Below are 15,325 nucleotides of genomic sequence, written 5' to 3'. Positions count from 1 at the left end.
GGTCCGGGCGGTCGTGCAGCGGGGTCCGGCAGACCTCGCAGCGGGCCGGACGGTCGGGCTTAGCAGTCATGCGACGTCGCCCCCGACCAGCGGGGCGGTGATGGTCAGGCCGGCGCGGTGCAGGACCCGGCGCTCGCCGGGGGTGGTGCCGCCGACGACACCGAAGCGGTGGGCAGGCTCTTCGGTGGCGAGGGCGTCGGCCAGACACTCGGCCCGGACCGGGCAGCCCCGGCACACTCGACGCGGGGTCTCGACCGAGGTGGGGCGGTTGTCGACCGGGAAGAACAGCTCGGCGTCGAGCCCGAGGCACGCGGCGTTGTCACGCCACCGGTGACCGGCGGCCGTAGTGGTGGGGACGAGGTGCAGCAGCGGCAGCCGGGCCGCCCGCGGGCTCACCGGATACTCCCAGCGGGGGAGCTGGGCGCTGGAGGCTCGTCGGGCAGGCCCAGCTCGTGCCAGTTCGACATGGCCCCGGCCACGTCCGAGGTGGGCCGTGCCTCGATCAGTGCCTGCCAGTCGTCGGCTGTGTCGGTCCAGAACCGGGCCTCCCGGTCGGCCGAGCATCCGGCCTCGACCACGGCCTGGACGTAGACCAGCGGGATGTGGTGTTGGCGGACGGTGTCGCGTTCGAGGACGGCGAACCAGCGGGCCCGGCGGGCGTACAGCTTCGAGAGCCGACGGGACCGCGCGGCATGGGCGTGCAGGTCCTCCACCGGGGCCGGGGCGGTGTCGGCGATCGCATCGGTGACCCGGCGCAGGCCGGCCTTGACCAGGCGACTGACCGGGACCACCATCCCGGCGCTACCGGGGGCGGGTGGTGCAGAGGGCGTGTTCATCTAGGGTCGGTGTCCTTCCGAACTCTGTGCCTGGCTACGGCGAGGGGTGAGGGAGATCCGGAGGGAAGCCCGTTGCCGCGGGCTTCCCTCCACCTACGAGCAGTGGCCGGAAAAATGCTGGTCAGGCCGCCTCCTGGCTCTTCTGGCTCGACGCCGGCCGCTGGTGGGCCGGAGCGCGCATCCCGGCCGCACGGAAGCTGAAGGCCACACGCGGCCGGCTCCCGTTCTCCTGCACATACGGCGTGACGGTCAGCCCGTCGAACTCCACCGGGCGAAACGGCACCCCGGCCGCAGCCTCCGGCGGCACCGGCTGATGAGTGGCGGCGATCTTCACCGTCACCGTCTTATCCGCCCGCCGCGCCTCCGGATCGGCATCGAGCACCGACACCGACCACACCGGCAAACCGGACTCCTTGTCGTTCTGCTGCACCGGCCGCCCCGGAGTGGACTTATCGAAGTCCCGCACCGGCTCGACCTCCGACACGACGAACGCGCCGTGCGGGAACACATCGCCCATCGCGACGGGGAACTTGTTCTTGATCGCCATGTTGCTTCTCCTCGGGTTGAGCGGCGGGCCATCGGTCCGCCGAGGTCAGCCCGGCAAGGCGGTCTTATCCGCCCCTACAGAGGACTAACTAGACCTACAATGAGGCGAACTAGTCCGCTTGTCAAGGACTAGCAAGTCCTCCGAGGATGGGCACTGTGGAAATGGGCGAAGTGATCCGCCGACGCCGAGCGGATCTCGGCATGTCGCAGGCCGACCTGGCGCGCGTGGCCGGCGTCGACACCCGGCAGGTCCGCCGCTACGAAGCCGGCGAGCAACAACCCCTGCTGTCGGTAGCCCTGACCATCGCCGACGCGCTCGGCGTTTCGGTGACCGAGCTGGCCGGACGCACCCCAGGGCGGGTCACGCTGACCGGCGACTGGTGGGCGTCCTGGCAGACCACCCGCGATGGGGTCGAGAAGGTCGCGACCCAGCCCGTACACATGCGCCAGGAGGGCGACCTGGTCCACATCGCCGCCACCCAACGGGGACTCAGCCAGGACGAGGGCGGCTACCTGTGGACCGGCGAGCTACGCCTGTGGGACAACCAGGTCCTCACAGGGTGGTATGCCGCCGCCGACGGCGCCGTCCGCTCGAAGGGGACGATGTTTCTCGCCATGCACCCGCACGGCATCGAGTTCACCGGCCGGTGGGTCGGGCTCGGCTACGACGACCAGGTCATGACCGGATGGGCCACGATGGGCAAGACCCGAGACGACTCCGAACAGAGCATGACCGGCCTCATCGCCGCACGAGGGATCACACCGTGAGCGCTTGCAACGACGTCGAACTGTGCGAAGTCGTGATCACCGCACCCGATCCGGACTGGTTGCGCAACTTCACCCGCAGCCTCGTCTCCGAGCGGCTCGCGTCCAACGTGCACAACTTCGCGCCCGTTCAGTCGACCTACCGCTGGTCCGGCGAGGTTCACGATCGGACCGAAGGCCGTGCAGCCCTCCACACCCGCCGGAGCCTCATCCCGGCCATCGTCGAGCGGGCGACGGATGCGCACCCCTATGACGTTCCCAGTATCAGCGCGCGCCCGATCCACGACGGCAGCCCAACCTATCTCGCCTGGATCGGTGAGCAGACCGAGCCGTAGTAGGCGGCACTGGCCGGTTCGCATCGAGGTTCCGCGCGCGGTCGCCGCCAGGGGTGACTGTAGTGTGACCCGGCCAGGTCGGGGCAAGAAATCTGTCGCCGAGTGATCGATGCTGAAGGACGATCGCTGTGGAGGTGATCGCAGCGATGTCTGCCCTTAGCGACAACCAGGTCTCTCGCTTCATCCAGGATGGCTTCGTCCACGTACCGGGCGCGTTTCCTCGTCCAGTGGCCGACGAGTGCCGTGCGGTTCTATGGCACAAGACCGGTCTGAACCCCGACGATCCCCGTACGTGGACGCAGCCGGTCGTGCGGATCGACAGCTGCGTCGAGGAACCGTTCGTGTGCGCGGCCAACACAGCGACACTGCACGGTGCCTACGACCAGCTTGTCGGGACGGGACGTTGGGTCGCCCCACCAGGACTGGGGACCTTTCCCATCCGGTTCCCACACCCGGACGATCCGGGTGACGCGGGTTGGCACCTGGATGCCAGTTTCGCCGACGATCAGGGCAAGGGGAGGGTAAACCTGCGCTCGCGGGGCCGCGCGCTGTTGATGCTGTTCCTGTTCTCCGACATCGGCCCGGACGATGCCCCGACTCGGATCCGCATCGGCTCGCATCGGGACGTGGTGCCGTTGCTGGCACCGAGCGGCGACGCCGGTCGGGAGTGGATGGCGTTGTGCCAGGAGGCCGGGCGAGCCTCCCAGCACCGACCGAAAACGCTCGCCACAGGACGGGCTGGTGATGTGTACCTGTGCCACCCGTTCCTGATCCACGGTGCCCAGCCCCACCACGGAAGCGGCGTCCGCTTCATCGCCCAACCACCGCTGGAGCCGACAGGCGACCTCGACTTCGCCCGCGACGAAGGGGACTCTTCCCCGGTCGAGATCGCCGTGCGACATGGGCTGGACCAGGACAGCCTGTCAACAGATCTTGAAGAGTGACCCTTCTGGGGTCGGCGGGTTCTAACGCCAGCGGGTCGGGTTTCAGGATCCGTCGACAACGGCTGCGGCCGGCGCGGCAACCAACATGGGCGACCCTGCGCTCGACTCCGGGTTCGGCCGGATGTCGGCTGGCGACGGTCAGGCAACGATGCGGACACGACCGACCAGCAGATTTCGTTGCCGTCCTCCTGTTCGAGCCGACATCGCTGGCCGCGACCTACCGGCCGCTCTACCACGAGGACGTGGTCGTGCTCCGCGCTCCATCACTCGCTGACGCGCAGTCCGAAGCGGAACACTACGGCCAGTGTGCGGATGCTTACTACGAGAACGGCGCGGGCGAGACGATCACGAGTCGCCTCCTGCAGGTCGTCGACGTGGCTCCTGGGCTCAACGACGACCTGACCACGACGGCCGATCTCCTACAGCCGCCACTTTCGCGACATCACGGCATACCGGCAGTTCGAACCCCAGCCCAATGGTGACTCCGCTGTGACCGAATGCAAGCTGCCCTCGCGGAGCCGTCGGAGACGGCCTAACCACCGAAACGCCGCTGACCGACGGGGAGACGGTTCCCACTGGTCAGCGCCGTTTCAGTGCCTGTATTATGGCGGCCTGCTCGGTCTCCCAGAAAATCTTGTCGGTCTGGTATGTAGTCGCCACGACATCTCAGAGGCCCGGATGCCGGTCCCATTGGGCTCTACTGCGACGTTTGAGTCGCTGTGTTCTGTCGGGCCACCACCCACCAGCGACCGTCGTGCTTGACGAGGACGTAGAGCGCGATCATCGCGGGAGCGGTTGTGGTGCGCCGTCCATCCTCGATGGCCCATGCGTGCTTGTGGGCGACAGCGACGTCGGGCCGGATGAATAGCAGGTCGGCGAGCTCGTAGTCCGCGATCTCGTTGCGTAAGGGCCCCCGAGGCCGGCGCGGCTCGTGACCAATGCCGCGTCCCGGTCGGCGGTGTGCATCCCGACCACGTTCACCGTCGACGCGTTGCCAGCGAGCGGACTGGTGAGCAGATCTGCATCGTTGCTGTTGAAACCGCGTTCGATGTCGGCGATCAGTGCGGTGATGGCAGCTCGGTCGTCGGAGTGGTCGGTGCTTTGGTCCTCGATGATGGGGATGTCCATGACGACAGTGTCATAGCTGAACATAACTTGAGGTCAAGACAGATTCCTGACCTCCTCGCTGATGACACCCTGCAGAGCTGGACCGCTGTCGTAGACAACACCCCGATTGGGCAGGTCACCCTGACCAATGCTGGTCCGGTCGACGACGCTGTCCGGGTGTGGGTCGAGAAGACTGGCAAGTCACCGGCTGGACTCGCGATCGTCGTCCGACTCTTCGTCGACCCCGCCTATCGCTCTTCCGGGGTGGGACGTCGCCTGGTGACCACAGCGCTCGAACACGCCCACCAGAGTGGGTGCACCGTTGCGTTGGATGTCATGTCCAAGGATAAGGCCGCGATCCGGCTCTACGAACGACTCGGTGCCGACTGCATCGGCAAAGTCGTCCACCATCACAACGACGGACTCACCGAACCTGCCGTCGTCTTCGGGTTCCCACGGTCTGGCTCCGAGTAGCCGCTCAGGGCGGTGGGGTGACGAGTGCTGTGATAGCAGTCTGTGTGCGGAGGTGGACCATCACTCCTAGGAAGCTCGACGCGGGGCTTCGAGCATCAGAACGAGAGCGGCGATGCCGTGCGCGGCCGGGAAGCGCAAGAGCCGGCGGGAAACCACGATCGAGTTCCGCGTGACACCCGCTGACGATCAGTGCGTGCCGTTGGCCGATGGAATCCGGGGTATCCGGGTGGGCGGTGGTCGTGCGGCACCGGGATGCGGCCATCCGGATGATCTGTGCTCGCCGCCAGGTGATCGGATTCCTCCAAGCTGGCGCGCCGCGTGTTTGCCATGATCGCGACATGACCGTCACAGGACTGAGCCCCTATCTGTACTACGGCGACCCGGCCGCGGCCCTCGACTGGCTTTCTCGCCATCTCGGCTTCGGTCCCGATAAGCGCTGGACCACTCCCGACGGAGAGATCATGGAGGCCGAGATCGAGCTTGGCGGCGGTACCCGGGTCGCGATCGGAGGTCGGGCACCGATCGAGGGCGAGGGCGCTGGCCTTCTGCTGATCGTGCACGTCGATGATGTCGACGCCCACTACGAGTACATCCGCACTAGCGGTGTCGCGATCGACCCGCCACGAGATGAGCCGTACGGTCCGCGAGCCATCGATGTGACTGATCCTTGGGGTTACCGCTGGCACTTCTGGCAGGGCGAACCGTTCCCGCCAGCCGGATAGTCAGCAGCCGGGCACATGCGGTGGACCGCCGACGGCGAGGGACCATCGTTCGAGCTATGGGCCGTCGAGCACGGCCATCTCGCTCGGATCCACGAACAAACCGAGCGAGAGCGGCAGGGGTGTCAGGCGTCGTGTGCGCTGAGTTCGTCCAGGCGCGGCGGGTCGAGGAGCGTCCGCAGGTCCTTCACGGCGGTCGGCAGGTCACGTGTGCCGGCTCCGAGGAGTTCGTGAGCCGCGTCGAGCCCGGCGCCGTCGACGAGGCGCTTCTCGTTGAGGACCCATTCGCCTCGTCCGGCTTTGATCGCGTGCGCAGCCTGCACAGTGGCGCGCGCCATCATTCCCCACGCCAGAACATGATCTTCGCGTTCGGCGTACTGCTCAGCGAACAGCAGCGAGAACGCAGCGTTCCACCGCCATCTCGCCTCGGCTGCGCTGCGCAGGGCCGCCGGGTAGTCGACTTCGGGTAGCTGGCCGGCCAGAACACGGTTCACGCTGATCTCGCCCAGCGGTGTGTAGGTGGGCAGACCGGCGAGGTGGCCTTCGACATTGTCGATCTCGAATCGGCCCTGTTCGGCCTCGGCGTGCCAGCCGTCGATGACCTCAAGATCGCGCAGCAGCACGTCGACGGGTTGCTCGTCGACGGAGATCCAGGCTCCGCCGTTGATGATCCGTCCCCAGCCACCGGGCTGTACCACGTGTCCGTCGAAGCCCAGATCGCTGAGGAGCCGGGCGTCGAAGCTGCCGCGGTAGTAGACGCCGATGTCCCAGTCGCTGTCCGGCCGGTGGGTGCCACGGGCCCGGCTGCCGCCGAGTGACACGGCAACGACACCGGGAAGATCAGCAAGCTTTGGTACGAGTATGTCGGTAACTGACACGCCGCCAATCTTCGGTCGACTGTCAAGCACGTTCTCCCCGGGCTGCCTCGTGACCGTGCAGGTCAACCGCGCCTTCATAGAGACAACCCGCAACGCGGGTTCGGGGGCATCCCCGAGGTCCCAGACGGCCGCGCCCCTCAGACTCGCGACATGAGCGATCGCACCGACATGTCGAGCACCGCTGAGCAGATCTGGGAGATCCGTTTTGGCGTCTACTGCGGCCCGGAACAGGCGCGGGAGCTCGTCGACCGCATCCAACTCCTCCTCTGCCCCGACCCCCTCCATGCATCGCCCTGCCCGATCCCGTGGAGCTCGGCCCATTGGTCACTCGACGACGAGGAGGCCGCCGAGCAGTACCCCGAGATCCTGGAGCAGGTGCGCATCGAACACGGGCCGCGCAGCAGACCGCACGCGGAGTGAGACGAGCACGACGGTGAAAGGCCGCGGACGACGTACGGCAACCAGACTCGGCGAACCCCCGCGCTCGATTCCGGGTTCGGCCGGATGCCAGCCGGCGATGGCCAGGCGACGATGCGGACATGACCGGCCAGCAGATGTTCGTTGCCGTCCTCCTGTTCGAGTCGACATCGTCGGCCGCGAGCTACCGGCCGCTCTACCGTGAGGACGTGGTCGTGCTCTGGGCTCCATCACTCGTCGACGCGCGGTCCGAAGCGGAACGACATGGCCGCCGTGCGGAGACCTCCTACGGGAACGGCGTGGGTGAGACGATCACGAATCGCCTTCTGCACGTCGTCGACGTGGCTCCTGGGCTCAACGACGACCTGACCACGACGGCCGACCTCTACAGCCGCCACTTCCGCGACATCACCGCATACCGGCAGTTCGAACCCCAGCTCGACGGCGACCCGCTCTGACCACACGCCCGAATGCGTGGCCCGTGACCTCGAGCGACGGCAGGGGCCGAGACGCCGCCGCCGGGACCGGCTGCCGGCCGCCAGGGTCGTGCGTTTGTGTCACGTCGGTGTCTGCGCCCGCGATTGCCGAATCCGCCTCTTGAAGATCAAGGCGCCGCCTCCGGCGGCGCGGGGCCGGCCACGCCGGCCCCGTCGCTCGCTCACTACACCTCCGGCCCGTTCGCGGCGCCGGGGCCGGCTACCCGGCCCCCAGCCACGGAGAGGCGCCCGGATCCACGAGGCGATCGACGACGAGCACCAGGGCGACGAGCAGCAACCGCACGAGGACGTCAGGACGACGGAGCGTCACGGGATGCTGCCCCTCGGCCGGTGAGTGTCCACGCCGCAGAGACGGCCACCAGGGCGCCTACGGCGTCGCTACGCGATGGCGCAGGCGCCACCCTGGTCCCCGCCTCTACGACGAGCAGGCGGCCAGGACGAGGGGAAGCCGGGAGAATGGCAGCGGGATCAACTCACGGGTCACAGCTGCGACGGCGGGGATGATCACCTGTCAACGGGGATCAAGCAAACAGAACTCGTTGCCCTCTGGATCACGCATCACGATGCAGGCCGCGTCCTCCGGCTGACCGACGTCGGCCCTGGCGGCGCCACGAGCGACGAGCGCATCGATCGTCTCGCTCTGATCATCCGCGTACAGGTCGAGGTGCAGTCGATTCTTGATCTGCTTGGCCTCGGGCACCGAGAGGAAGAACAGAGACGCGGACTGTCGCTCGGGCTGGCGTACCTCCACACCCGCAGGGAGCCAGTCCACCACCTCCCAGTCGAGCGTCTGCGCCCACCACTGCGCGATAGACGACGGGTCGAGAGCGTCGACGGTCAGCGCCTCCCAGCGAATTGCCATGAATCGGACTTTACGCCACCTAGCGATTATGGCCCACGATCTCGCACAGGCATGCGTCGCGCGCCCACGAGCAGGAGCTGGCCGCAAGCGACGGAACCATGACGGAACAGCCCACCGGTTCACGCCGACCGTTCGCGCATCTTCCCAGCTCCCGCCCCTGGTCGTGCTGTCTGGGCTAGCGCTCCAAGAAGGCACTCGGTCCAGCCGCGGACGATACGCGGACGCGGGACCGTGGTCGGTGGCTCCGCCGCATGTCAGAGGAGGTTTGGTAGCTCTCTGTAAATCCGATCGCGCTCACCAGGAAAGTGGACGCTGCGGAACCATTCCCGGTCTTCGGTGCGACCTCACACAAGCTCGATATCCCCTGTGGCTTGGTCGTGGGCAACGCTGGCCGCGGTGTGCTCTCTCGGCGATATCGTCAAGCGCTGGACTCTGCTTCCTCGCGATGGCTCTGTTCGTCGCGTAGTGCCTTGCGTCGCTCGCGTTCGCGGTAGCCGTAGGCGGCCTCCCAGATCGAGTCCTCGCTCTCGAAACCCGACCCCACCGCGCCGGCCACGGTGGCTGCGGCGGTTACGAGGAGGATGACGATCATGTATTGACCGACACCCGGGTTGGGGCCGACGTACTGGCCGAACACCGCTGGAGTGAGCACGACCACCGCCGCAACCAGGTTGACCACGTACAACGCGGCGTACATGCAACCGACACCGATGGCCAGGGTGAGCACGGTGGACGCGTTGAACAACACCGCCTGCTCCCGTTCGCCGGCGGGCCTGTCCCTGGTCTGTTCCCACAGGCGGTGATACGCGATCAGCCAGCCGACCATCACGACCACCGACCCGAGCACCGCAGCCACTAGTTGCAGCACGGACATGGTGACAGCCAGTTCCCAGACCGTGGTGCTGATCAGATAAAAGGCGCTGAAGGCGAACGCCCCGACCAGCGGCCCGGTCAGGCCGAACACCAGCCGCCACGGGCGGTTGTCCCGGACCATGCCGATCAGCAGTCGGGCACCGCCTCGGGAGGCCACCACCCGCACGTCGACATTGTCAAGCGTCGGAGTGACCCGTCGGAACTGGCCGGCCAGCGCGGGCAAACGCCGCCGCCGGTGCTGCGCAGAGTCCTCGCTCGGGGTTCCTTGCCCACGCAGGTCGGCGATCAGCTGCGCGACGACACCCCGTACCCGTCGCCGCAGCGCCATCGCGCCGAACGCCGGCAGGGACACGACAATCACCCGGCGCCGGTTGCTGACATCGGCCACGATGGGCTGCTTGCCGTCTCGAAGCGGGAGATCCGTCACGCAGACCGCGATATCCCAACCGTGCTCGCGCATCCGGTCAGTGGCGACGTCCATCATCGCGGTGTGCCGACTGTCGCTGGGTGGCAACTGGTCTCGCTGCACCTCGACCCGCCAACACTCCTCGCTCAACTGCTCGGACAGCAGGTCCGGTAGGTCCTCGCGGAGCTGCTGTGCAACCTCGGTGGGCGTGGACACCGGATCGGCGATGACACCCACAGTCACCGGCTGTTGCTCGCTACCTCGCTCGACCACTGCTCCACTCCTCATCCCCCGCCTCTGCCCTCGAAGTAGCCAAGCGACTACCCGTCTCGACCCAAGCTCAACCGCTGCGCGAGCAGCCTCCACACGACAACGGACCTTTACGGCACGCCGTCGGAGGTAGCCAGCTCTAGTCGTGATATCGACTCGGGTCGAGGACCACACCGTCCAGTCGTCGCGTCGTTTACGGGACCTGTACGGAACGTCGTTGTCCGTGGCCGATCGCTGTAGTTGCGTTCCTGCTGCTCAGGCTGCCAGTCGCCCCTTCTCCTCAAGATCCTGCGCAAGGACCTGCGGGCCCAGGAGAACGCCACGGCCTGACCTCCGGCGACCGGGCAGCGGCCGACCGGGGAGGCGACGGGGTGAGCGGTCGGCGCCGGCCCGGCCCCACGATGGCCCCGACGACGGGGCGGCACGTCGCTCAGCGGTGCTCGGCGACGCCCCGCTCGTGACCGGCGGCCTCGTCGCGTTCGGCCGCAGCCCGGTCTGCCCCGGCGGCCTGCCGGTGGGCGTCGCCGCGTTCCCGGTCGCCGGACTCGTCGAGGAAGTCGGCGAACCGCTCGTGAGCCGCTGCCGCCAGGCGATGACGCTCGGCCGCACGGAGGTAGGCGAGACCGAGCGTCGCGTCGGCCGACCGCTGCCGCGCTCGAGCATCACGTACCTGCGCCGACGTCGAGCCCGTGCGCGTCGACGCCGTGATCGCCGTGGCGCGCGCTCGCAGTGCGCTGATGCGGTCGGCGATCTCGGCCTGCCGTCGCTCGTGGGCACCGATCGGGCCCGAGCCGGCCCCTGTGTGGTCGGCCGCGGCCAACTGATCATCGGTCACATCTGCTCCCGGGTCGGTGCCCCTGGCCACGACGCTACGCGCCCGGCGGCGGCTCCGGTGCCTCTCGGGAGGTGTAGCCGGTTGCCGGGCGGGTAGGAGGCTCGGACGGGAGGTGCGGGCAGCCGGCAGTCGTCCGGCGTGACGAAGGGAGCACGACCATCGAGCCGGCCGTGGACCCCGGGGAGCGGCTCGCCGAGATGGCCGAGCAGATCGGCGCGGCGATGCACCAGACCGCCCAGGTGCGGGAGACGCTGGCCCAGCGGTACGCCCGGATGGCGGATCATTGCACCGGTCCGGCCGCCGTCGACTACCGCCGTCGCGCAGACCGTCTGGTCGAGCTCGCGCGACGCGCGCGCTGCTTCGCCGAGCAGGAGCTCGCCACCGCCGAACGGAGCCGGTCGAGGCGCTGACCCTGGCACCATTGTCCGCGGAGCGCATCGACCATCCGGTTCGCGAGCAGATCTCGCCGCGTCCTTGTTGCCGATCAACCATCGGCTGAGAATCGGCTGCCCGGACGGTGCTCCAGGAGTCAGCAGCGGTCCAGAAGACGGCGGCCCACAGGACAGCGGTCCCGGGAGGCGGCGATCCAGGAGGCGACCCTGTGGCGCGGGTGACGGTGCGGACCGGGAAGCGGCAGTGACCGGTGCAGCAGCGGACGGGCGGGGACCCGACACCGGCCGGGCGCCCGATGCGAGCCGGGACACAGCATGCAACCACCGGCCCGAGGCACTCCCCGACGATGCCCGGATCCTCGTCGTCGACCGGCACGAACTCGTCGGCTGGGCACTCGCACGCAGCCTGCAGGCCGCCGACGAACCGGCCACGTTCTATCCGGCCCGGCAGATCCCCGCCGTCCTCGACCTGGCGCGGCGTACCGGACCGGGACTGATGCTCCTGGAGCTGCACCTGGGCCGGGACAGCGCGGGCACCGTGATCGACGCGATGGACGTGGTGTCCTCGATGCGGGACCACGGGTGGCGGGTGGTCCTGCTCACCGGGGCGGCGCCGGCCGAGGCGGTGGGGGCCGCGCTGGCCGGCGGTGTGTTCGGGTGGATACCGAAGACCACTCCGTTCGGCGAGCTGCTCGCCCTGATCGATGCCGCGCGGCGCGGCGCCCCGGTCACGTCCGCCGAGCACCGGGCGGCCTTCATCGACCGGTACCGGACGTGGGCCGCCGTGCACCAGCAGCACCGTGTCCGGCTGGCCACCCTGACCACGCGGGAGCGCACGATCCTGCGCGGCCTCGCCGACGGCCGTCGCGCCGTGGCCCTCGCCGACGACCACGTCGTGTCGGTCAGCACGGTCCGCAACCAGATCCGTGCGATCCTGGGCAAGCTCGAGGTCCACTCGCAGGTCGAGGCCGTCGCACTCTTCCGCGGGGCCGAACTCCTGCCGTCGTTGCCGAACCCGCCCCGGGCCCTCGACCAGGGCTGAGCAACCCGGCCCGGCCCCGCCGCTACCGCACCTCCCGGCCCGCGGCCCGCGCTACGGGGAGGGCGGACCGGACCCGGCCGGCGTCGTCGGCCCCCGCCCCGGCGCCGACGACGGTCAGTGCGGCGTCGACGGTGGGGAAGGTCCGGAGGTGTCCGAGCCGGGAACGCAGCGAGACCGACGCGGTGGTCAGCCCGACGGGGTGGCCGGCCAGGGCGAACTCGATCCCGTGCCGCGCGCAGGCGTAACGCGCGTGCTGCAGGGCCTGCGGACCGCCGCGTTCAAGAGCCTCGATGCCCGAGACGTCGACGATCACGGCGTCGAGCCGGTTGTGACCGCTGCGGGACATCGTCAGCTGCGAGTCGAGCAACCGCAGCAGCCGTGCTCCGCTGCCCGAGTTCAGGACACCGTGCACACGAAGGAGCCGGGTGCCCGGAGCGGGGGACTCGATCGCCAGCTGGGTCGGGCCGGTGGTGCGGGGGCCACTGTCCGGCCCCGAGGGTGCAAGAGTCATCGACGTTCTCCCGTGCCGAGCGGCCGGGCGCGCTGCAGCGAGCGTGCGCGGCCGGAAGAGGACGTTGAGCTGCTGTTCCACCCAACACGGTGCCGCTGCCGGACTACCCCGGCGGACGAGCCCGGAAACCCGGCCGGGGCGTCAGCGGGTCTCGTCGACCACCCAGGCCAGGTACCCGGCGCTGCCGCCGGTGATCGGGGTCGCGATGATCTCCGGCTCGTCGTAGGAGTGCCGTTCGGCCAGGTGGGCGGTGAGCGCGGCGACGCGGTCGGCAGCGGTCTTGATCTCCACCCGCCACTCCGGCTCGGTCTGGACCGCCCCCTCCCAGCGGAACACGCTGGTGATCGGTCCGAGGACCTGCGCGCAGGCCCCCAGCCGGGCCTGGACGGCGCCGGCGGCCAGTTCCCGGGCGGCAGCCTCGCTGTCGGTGGTCGTGAGGACGACGACGTGCTCGCTCATGCCCCGGATTGTCGGACGTGGCTCACCGGTCCCGCACGTGGCCGGCGTGGCGCGGGCGCGCGGCGACCGTCTGTCCCCAGGGGTTCCACATGGGGATCACCTGTGGACAACTCGGTCGTGGGCGGCGGCGGGGCACGCCTGCGGGGGCCGGGCGCGTGCCTCGCCTACGGTGGACCGAGCACCGGCAGACCTCGGGGGCGGCACATGAGTGGGCGGACGCTGGTCCGCGGCGACGGGACGCCGCTGTGGCAGCAGCTGCTGGCCGACCTGCGCCGCCGGCTCGAGGACGGCGAGTTCGACGCCGCGCTCCCCGGCGAGTTCGCGCTCGCCGCGGAGTACGGGGTCAGCCGCTACACCGTCCGCGAGGCGCTGCGGCGGATGCGCGAGGACGGCGCGGTCGTCGCCGGCCGGGGCCGGGTCGCCCGTCCGGCGGGACCGGGTGGGCGGGCCGGCGACATCGAGCAGCCGCTGGACGAGCCGTACTCGCTCTACGTCGCCGTCGAGGCCGCCGGCCGGACCCAGCGCAGCGTCGTGCGGACCTTCGAGGTCCGGGCCGACGGCGTGATCGCGACCCGGATGGGCCTGGAGGAGTCGACGCCGCTGGTCCACCTCGAACGGCTGCGGCTCGCCGACGGCGAACCGCTCGCCGTCGACCGGGTGTGGCTTCCGGAGGCCGTGGCGGCCCCGCTGCTCGATGTCGACTTCACGCACACCGGCCTGTACCCGGAGTACCGCCGCCGCTGCGGGATCCGGGTCGACGGCGGCGACGAGAACATCCGGGCGGTGATCCCCGGTCGCGGCGAGCAGGAGCTGCTCGGGATCGGCGCCGACGTCGCGGTGCTGTCGATCGAGCGGCTCGGGCTGTCCGGTGACCGGCCCGTGGAGTGGCGGCACACCCTGGTGCGCGGCGACCGGTTCTCGGTCACCGCCCGGTTCTCGGCCCACGCCGGCTACCGGGTGGACCTGGCCGAGTCGGGCACGGACACGCCGACCCCGCCGCGGGTGTCGACCCCGTAGCGCTCGATCTCGGCCGGCAGGTCGAGCCGCTCGGTCCGCATCCCGGTGTCCGCACCGAGCAGTGCGGCCGGGACCAGCCAGCAGACCTCGAACTCCAGGCCGTCCGGGTCGTGGGCGTAGAGCGCCTTGGTGGAGCCGTGGTCGGAGGCGCCGACCAGGGCGCCGGCGTCCTGCAGCGCGTGGCGGATCCGGTCCAGCTCGCCGAGCGTGTCCACCTCCCAGGCCAGGTGGTAGAGCCCGACGGTCGCCCGGCCGGCCTGCGAGGCGCCGGCCCGCTCGCCGACCCCGAACAGGGCGAGGTCGTGGTCGTTCGCCGAGTCCGGGGCCTGCAGGAACGCCCCGCGCCCGCCCGGGATCTCGGCGACCGTGCGGAAGCCGAGCGTGTCGGCGTAGAACGCGACGCTGCGGGCGACGTCGCGGACGTAGAGGACCGCGTGGTTGAGGCGCTGGACGGGCATCACGGCTCCCGGACTCGGCATATGGTTGAACGTTCAACTCAGGCTACCCGCGTGTGCGTGCGAGTTCAATGACATGCGAGTTCAGCGACATGCGGGTTCAGCGACATGCGGGTTCAACGACATGCCGGTTCGGTTCAGCGGGACACCAGCCAGGTGAGGACGACGGCGGAGCGGGTGTGGTCGACGCTGCCGGCCATCCGCAGCCGCTCGAGCGCGTCCTCCAGTGAGCGGACGTCACGCGAGCGCAGCAGCACCATGGCGTCGGCCTCCCCGGTGACCGTGCCCGCGGTGACGACCTCCGGGACCGCGGAGAGCATCCGCTGCAGCTCGCCCGGGGCGACCGTGCCGCGGCAGAACAGCTCCACGTAGGCCTCGACGCGCGGCTCGCGCTCGGCGTCCGGGTCGACCTGCACGGTGAACCCGGTGATCACCCCGCGCGCCCGGAGCCGGTCCACCCGCCGCCGCACCGCCGAGGCCGAGAGTCCGACCTGCTCGCCCAGCTCGGCCCAGCCGGCCCGGCCGTCGATCCGGAGCAGGTCCAGCAGGCGCCGGTCGGTCGCGTCGATCCCGTCCACGGCACCGGATGCTAGAACCGTGCGCGGAAAGGGTCCATGACGCGCGGATCGTGCGCTGAGATCCGGGAAACGCACGAGGTGTGCGCGGCACCATGGGGGCATGCTGC

Annotated in this window: 22 protein-coding genes; 11 read left to right on the top strand and 11 right to left on the bottom strand. The window is 69.6% G+C overall.

The features are described 5' to 3' along the window. Window positions 1-66 precede the first annotated feature (66 nt). The 3 genes from BM093_RS01005 to BM093_RS01000 form a co-directional block, all read right to left on the bottom strand. Entirely contained in the window at window positions 67-396 is a 330-nt protein-coding gene (locus BM093_RS01005; protein ID WP_245773215.1) for a WhiB family transcriptional regulator, read from the bottom strand. Continuing rightward, complete coding sequence (locus BM093_RS36910; RefSeq protein ID WP_245773214.1) at window positions 393-836, bottom strand: hypothetical protein; 444 nt, start codon at window positions 834-836, stop codon at window positions 393-395. Before BM093_RS36910 ends, BM093_RS01005 begins: the two co-directional genes overlap by 4 nt. Before the next feature lie 121 nt (window positions 837-957). Continuing rightward, window positions 958-1,383 carry a plasmid replication, integration and excision activator gene (locus BM093_RS01000; protein WP_093335733.1) on the bottom strand — a complete coding sequence of 142 codons (426 nt, stop codon included), beginning with the start codon at window positions 1,381-1,383 and terminating at the stop codon, window positions 958-960. A gap of 146 nt (window positions 1,384-1,529) precedes the next feature. On the opposite strand from BM093_RS01000, the gene BM093_RS00995 reads away from it, so the two are divergent. The 6 genes from BM093_RS00995 (at window position 1,530) to BM093_RS00970 (ending at window position 5,729) form a co-directional block, all read left to right on the top strand. Continuing rightward, on the top strand, window positions 1,530-2,150 hold the full coding sequence (locus BM093_RS00995; protein WP_281248686.1) for a helix-turn-helix transcriptional regulator: 621 nt from the start codon (window positions 1,530-1,532) through the stop codon (window positions 2,148-2,150). Next, window positions 2,147-2,482: a divalent-cation tolerance protein CutA gene (cutA, locus tag BM093_RS00990; protein WP_218162611.1), complete on the top strand. Its 336-nt coding sequence runs from the start codon at window positions 2,147-2,149 to the stop codon at window positions 2,480-2,482. Before BM093_RS00995 ends, cutA (BM093_RS00990) begins: the two co-directional genes overlap by 4 nt. 128 nt (window positions 2,483-2,610) lie before the next feature. Further along, window positions 2,611-3,426, top strand: a complete 816-nt coding sequence (locus BM093_RS00985; protein ID WP_245773212.1) for a phytanoyl-CoA dioxygenase family protein — start codon at window positions 2,611-2,613, stop codon at window positions 3,424-3,426. After that, on the top strand, window positions 3,423-3,908 hold the full coding sequence (locus tag BM093_RS38280; protein WP_093335725.1) for a DUF4288 domain-containing protein: 486 nt from the start codon (window positions 3,423-3,425) through the stop codon (window positions 3,906-3,908). Before BM093_RS00985 ends, BM093_RS38280 begins: the two co-directional genes overlap by 4 nt. 478 nt (window positions 3,909-4,386) lie before the next feature. After that, complete coding sequence (locus BM093_RS00975; protein WP_093335722.1) at window positions 4,387-5,007, top strand: GNAT family N-acetyltransferase; 621 nt, start codon at window positions 4,387-4,389, stop codon at window positions 5,005-5,007. 206 nt (window positions 5,008-5,213) lie between these two features. Next, on the top strand, window positions 5,214-5,729 hold the full coding sequence (locus tag BM093_RS00970; RefSeq protein ID WP_093335720.1) for a VOC family protein: 516 nt from the start codon (window positions 5,214-5,216) through the stop codon (window positions 5,727-5,729). Between the two features lie 122 nt (window positions 5,730-5,851). Here BM093_RS00970 and BM093_RS00965 read toward each other — a convergent pair whose 3' ends face one another. Further along, window positions 5,852-6,682, bottom strand: coding sequence for a nucleotidyltransferase domain-containing protein (locus BM093_RS00965; protein ID WP_093335717.1), 831 nt, complete (start codon window positions 6,680-6,682; stop codon window positions 5,852-5,854). Window positions 6,683-6,754: 72 nt separating this feature from the next. Between BM093_RS00965 and BM093_RS00960 the strand changes: the two genes are divergently transcribed. Both BM093_RS00960 and BM093_RS00955 read left to right on the top strand, forming a co-directional pair. Next, the gene (locus BM093_RS00960) at window positions 6,755-7,024 is read left to right on the top strand and encodes a hypothetical protein (protein ID WP_245773211.1); all 270 of its coding nucleotides are present in this window, start codon (window positions 6,755-6,757) and stop codon (window positions 7,022-7,024) included. A 119-nt stretch (window positions 7,025-7,143) separates the two neighbouring features. Then, entirely contained in the window at window positions 7,144-7,479 is a 336-nt protein-coding gene (locus tag BM093_RS00955; RefSeq protein WP_093335714.1) for a DUF4288 domain-containing protein, read from the top strand. A gap of 550 nt (window positions 7,480-8,029) precedes the next feature. On the opposite strand, the gene BM093_RS00950 is transcribed toward BM093_RS00955, so the two are convergent. From BM093_RS00950 to BM093_RS00940, 3 genes are all read right to left on the bottom strand, one after another. After that, window positions 8,030-8,380: a VOC family protein gene (locus BM093_RS00950; protein WP_093335709.1), complete on the bottom strand. Its 351-nt coding sequence runs from the start codon at window positions 8,378-8,380 to the stop codon at window positions 8,030-8,032. Window positions 8,381-8,798: 418 nt separating this feature from the next. Continuing rightward, window positions 8,799-9,932 (bottom strand): GtrA domain-containing protein, encoded by a 1,134-nt coding sequence (locus BM093_RS00945; protein ID WP_245773210.1) that lies wholly within the window; start codon window positions 9,930-9,932, stop codon window positions 8,799-8,801. Between the two features lie 427 nt (window positions 9,933-10,359). Next, entirely contained in the window at window positions 10,360-10,764 is a 405-nt protein-coding gene (locus tag BM093_RS00940) for a hypothetical protein (RefSeq protein WP_093335703.1), read from the bottom strand. Between the two features lie 170 nt (window positions 10,765-10,934). Here BM093_RS00940 and BM093_RS00935 point away from each other — a divergent pair, with 170 nt between their 5' ends. Next, a complete protein-coding gene (locus BM093_RS00935; RefSeq protein WP_093335701.1) occupies window positions 10,935-11,174 on the top strand; it encodes a hypothetical protein in 240 nt (79 codons plus the stop codon). A gap of 226 nt (window positions 11,175-11,400) precedes the next feature. After that, on the top strand, window positions 11,401-12,198 hold the full coding sequence (locus BM093_RS00930) for a LuxR C-terminal-related transcriptional regulator (RefSeq protein ID WP_093335698.1): 798 nt from the start codon (window positions 11,401-11,403) through the stop codon (window positions 12,196-12,198). 22 nt (window positions 12,199-12,220) lie between these two features. Here the strand turns inward: BM093_RS00930 and BM093_RS00925 are convergent, their stop codons facing one another. Together BM093_RS00925 and cutA (BM093_RS00920) are read right to left on the bottom strand one after the other, a co-directional pair. Continuing rightward, window positions 12,221-12,709, bottom strand: coding sequence for an STAS domain-containing protein (locus tag BM093_RS00925; RefSeq protein ID WP_143105214.1), 489 nt, complete (start codon window positions 12,707-12,709; stop codon window positions 12,221-12,223). A gap of 141 nt (window positions 12,710-12,850) precedes the next feature. Further along, window positions 12,851-13,168, bottom strand: a complete 318-nt coding sequence (gene cutA, locus BM093_RS00920; protein ID WP_093335692.1) for a divalent-cation tolerance protein CutA — start codon at window positions 13,166-13,168, stop codon at window positions 12,851-12,853. Between the two features lie 204 nt (window positions 13,169-13,372). Between cutA (BM093_RS00920) and BM093_RS00915 the strand changes: the two genes are divergently transcribed. After that, entirely contained in the window at window positions 13,373-14,185 is an 813-nt protein-coding gene (locus tag BM093_RS00915; RefSeq protein ID WP_093335690.1) for a GntR family transcriptional regulator, read from the top strand. Here the strand turns inward: BM093_RS00915 and BM093_RS00910 are convergent. Both BM093_RS00910 and BM093_RS00905 read right to left on the bottom strand, forming a co-directional pair. Continuing rightward, window positions 14,119-14,643 carry a VOC family protein gene (locus tag BM093_RS00910; RefSeq protein ID WP_093335687.1) on the bottom strand — a complete coding sequence of 175 codons (525 nt, stop codon included), beginning with the start codon at window positions 14,641-14,643 and terminating at the stop codon, window positions 14,119-14,121. The two genes, BM093_RS00915 and BM093_RS00910, sit on opposite strands and share 67 nt — an antisense overlap. 134 nt (window positions 14,644-14,777) lie before the next feature. Beyond that, the gene (locus BM093_RS00905) at window positions 14,778-15,218 is read right to left on the bottom strand and encodes an Lrp/AsnC family transcriptional regulator (protein WP_177238204.1); all 441 of its coding nucleotides are present in this window, start codon (window positions 15,216-15,218) and stop codon (window positions 14,778-14,780) included. Between the last annotated feature and the right edge of the window lie 107 nt (window positions 15,219-15,325).

The organism is Pseudonocardia ammonioxydans, from assembly GCF_900115005.1.
In the GTDB taxonomy this organism is placed as follows: domain Bacteria; phylum Actinomycetota; class Actinomycetes; order Mycobacteriales; family Pseudonocardiaceae; genus Pseudonocardia; species Pseudonocardia ammonioxydans.
Note: the sequence above shows the minus strand (reverse complement) of the source record. Positions and strands in the feature narration are given on the sequence as shown.

Excerpts from the sequence above, each read along its gene's own strand:
- BM093_RS36910 (WP_245773214.1), bottom strand. The coding sequence starts at position 836 with ATGAACACGCCCTCTGCACCACCCGCCCCCGGTAGCGCCGGGATGGTG.
- BM093_RS01000 (WP_093335733.1), bottom strand. The coding sequence starts at position 1,383 with ATGGCGATCAAGAACAAGTTCCCCGTCGCGATGGGCGATGTGTTCCCG.
- BM093_RS00995 (WP_281248686.1), top strand. The coding sequence starts at position 1,530 with ATGGGCACTGTGGAAATGGGCGAAGTGATCCGCCGACGCCGAGCGGAT.
- BM093_RS00970 (WP_093335720.1), top strand. The coding sequence starts at position 5,214 with ATGGAATCCGGGGTATCCGGGTGGGCGGTGGTCGTGCGGCACCGGGAT.
- BM093_RS00965 (WP_093335717.1), bottom strand. The coding sequence starts at position 6,682 with ATGAAGGCGCGGTTGACCTGCACGGTCACGAGGCAGCCCGGGGAGAAC.
- BM093_RS00960 (WP_245773211.1), top strand. The coding sequence starts at position 6,755 with ATGAGCGATCGCACCGACATGTCGAGCACCGCTGAGCAGATCTGGGAG.
- BM093_RS00955 (WP_093335714.1), top strand. The coding sequence starts at position 7,144 with ATGACCGGCCAGCAGATGTTCGTTGCCGTCCTCCTGTTCGAGTCGACA.
- BM093_RS00950 (WP_093335709.1), bottom strand. The coding sequence starts at position 8,380 with ATGGCAATTCGCTGGGAGGCGCTGACCGTCGACGCTCTCGACCCGTCG.
- BM093_RS00925 (WP_143105214.1), bottom strand. The coding sequence starts at position 12,709 with ATGACTCTTGCACCCTCGGGGCCGGACAGTGGCCCCCGCACCACCGGC.
- cutA (WP_093335692.1), bottom strand. The coding sequence starts at position 13,168 with ATGAGCGAGCACGTCGTCGTCCTCACGACCACCGACAGCGAGGCTGCC.
- BM093_RS00915 (WP_093335690.1), top strand. The coding sequence starts at position 13,373 with ATGAGTGGGCGGACGCTGGTCCGCGGCGACGGGACGCCGCTGTGGCAG.
- BM093_RS00910 (WP_093335687.1), bottom strand. The coding sequence starts at position 14,643 with ATGCCCGTCCAGCGCCTCAACCACGCGGTCCTCTACGTCCGCGACGTC.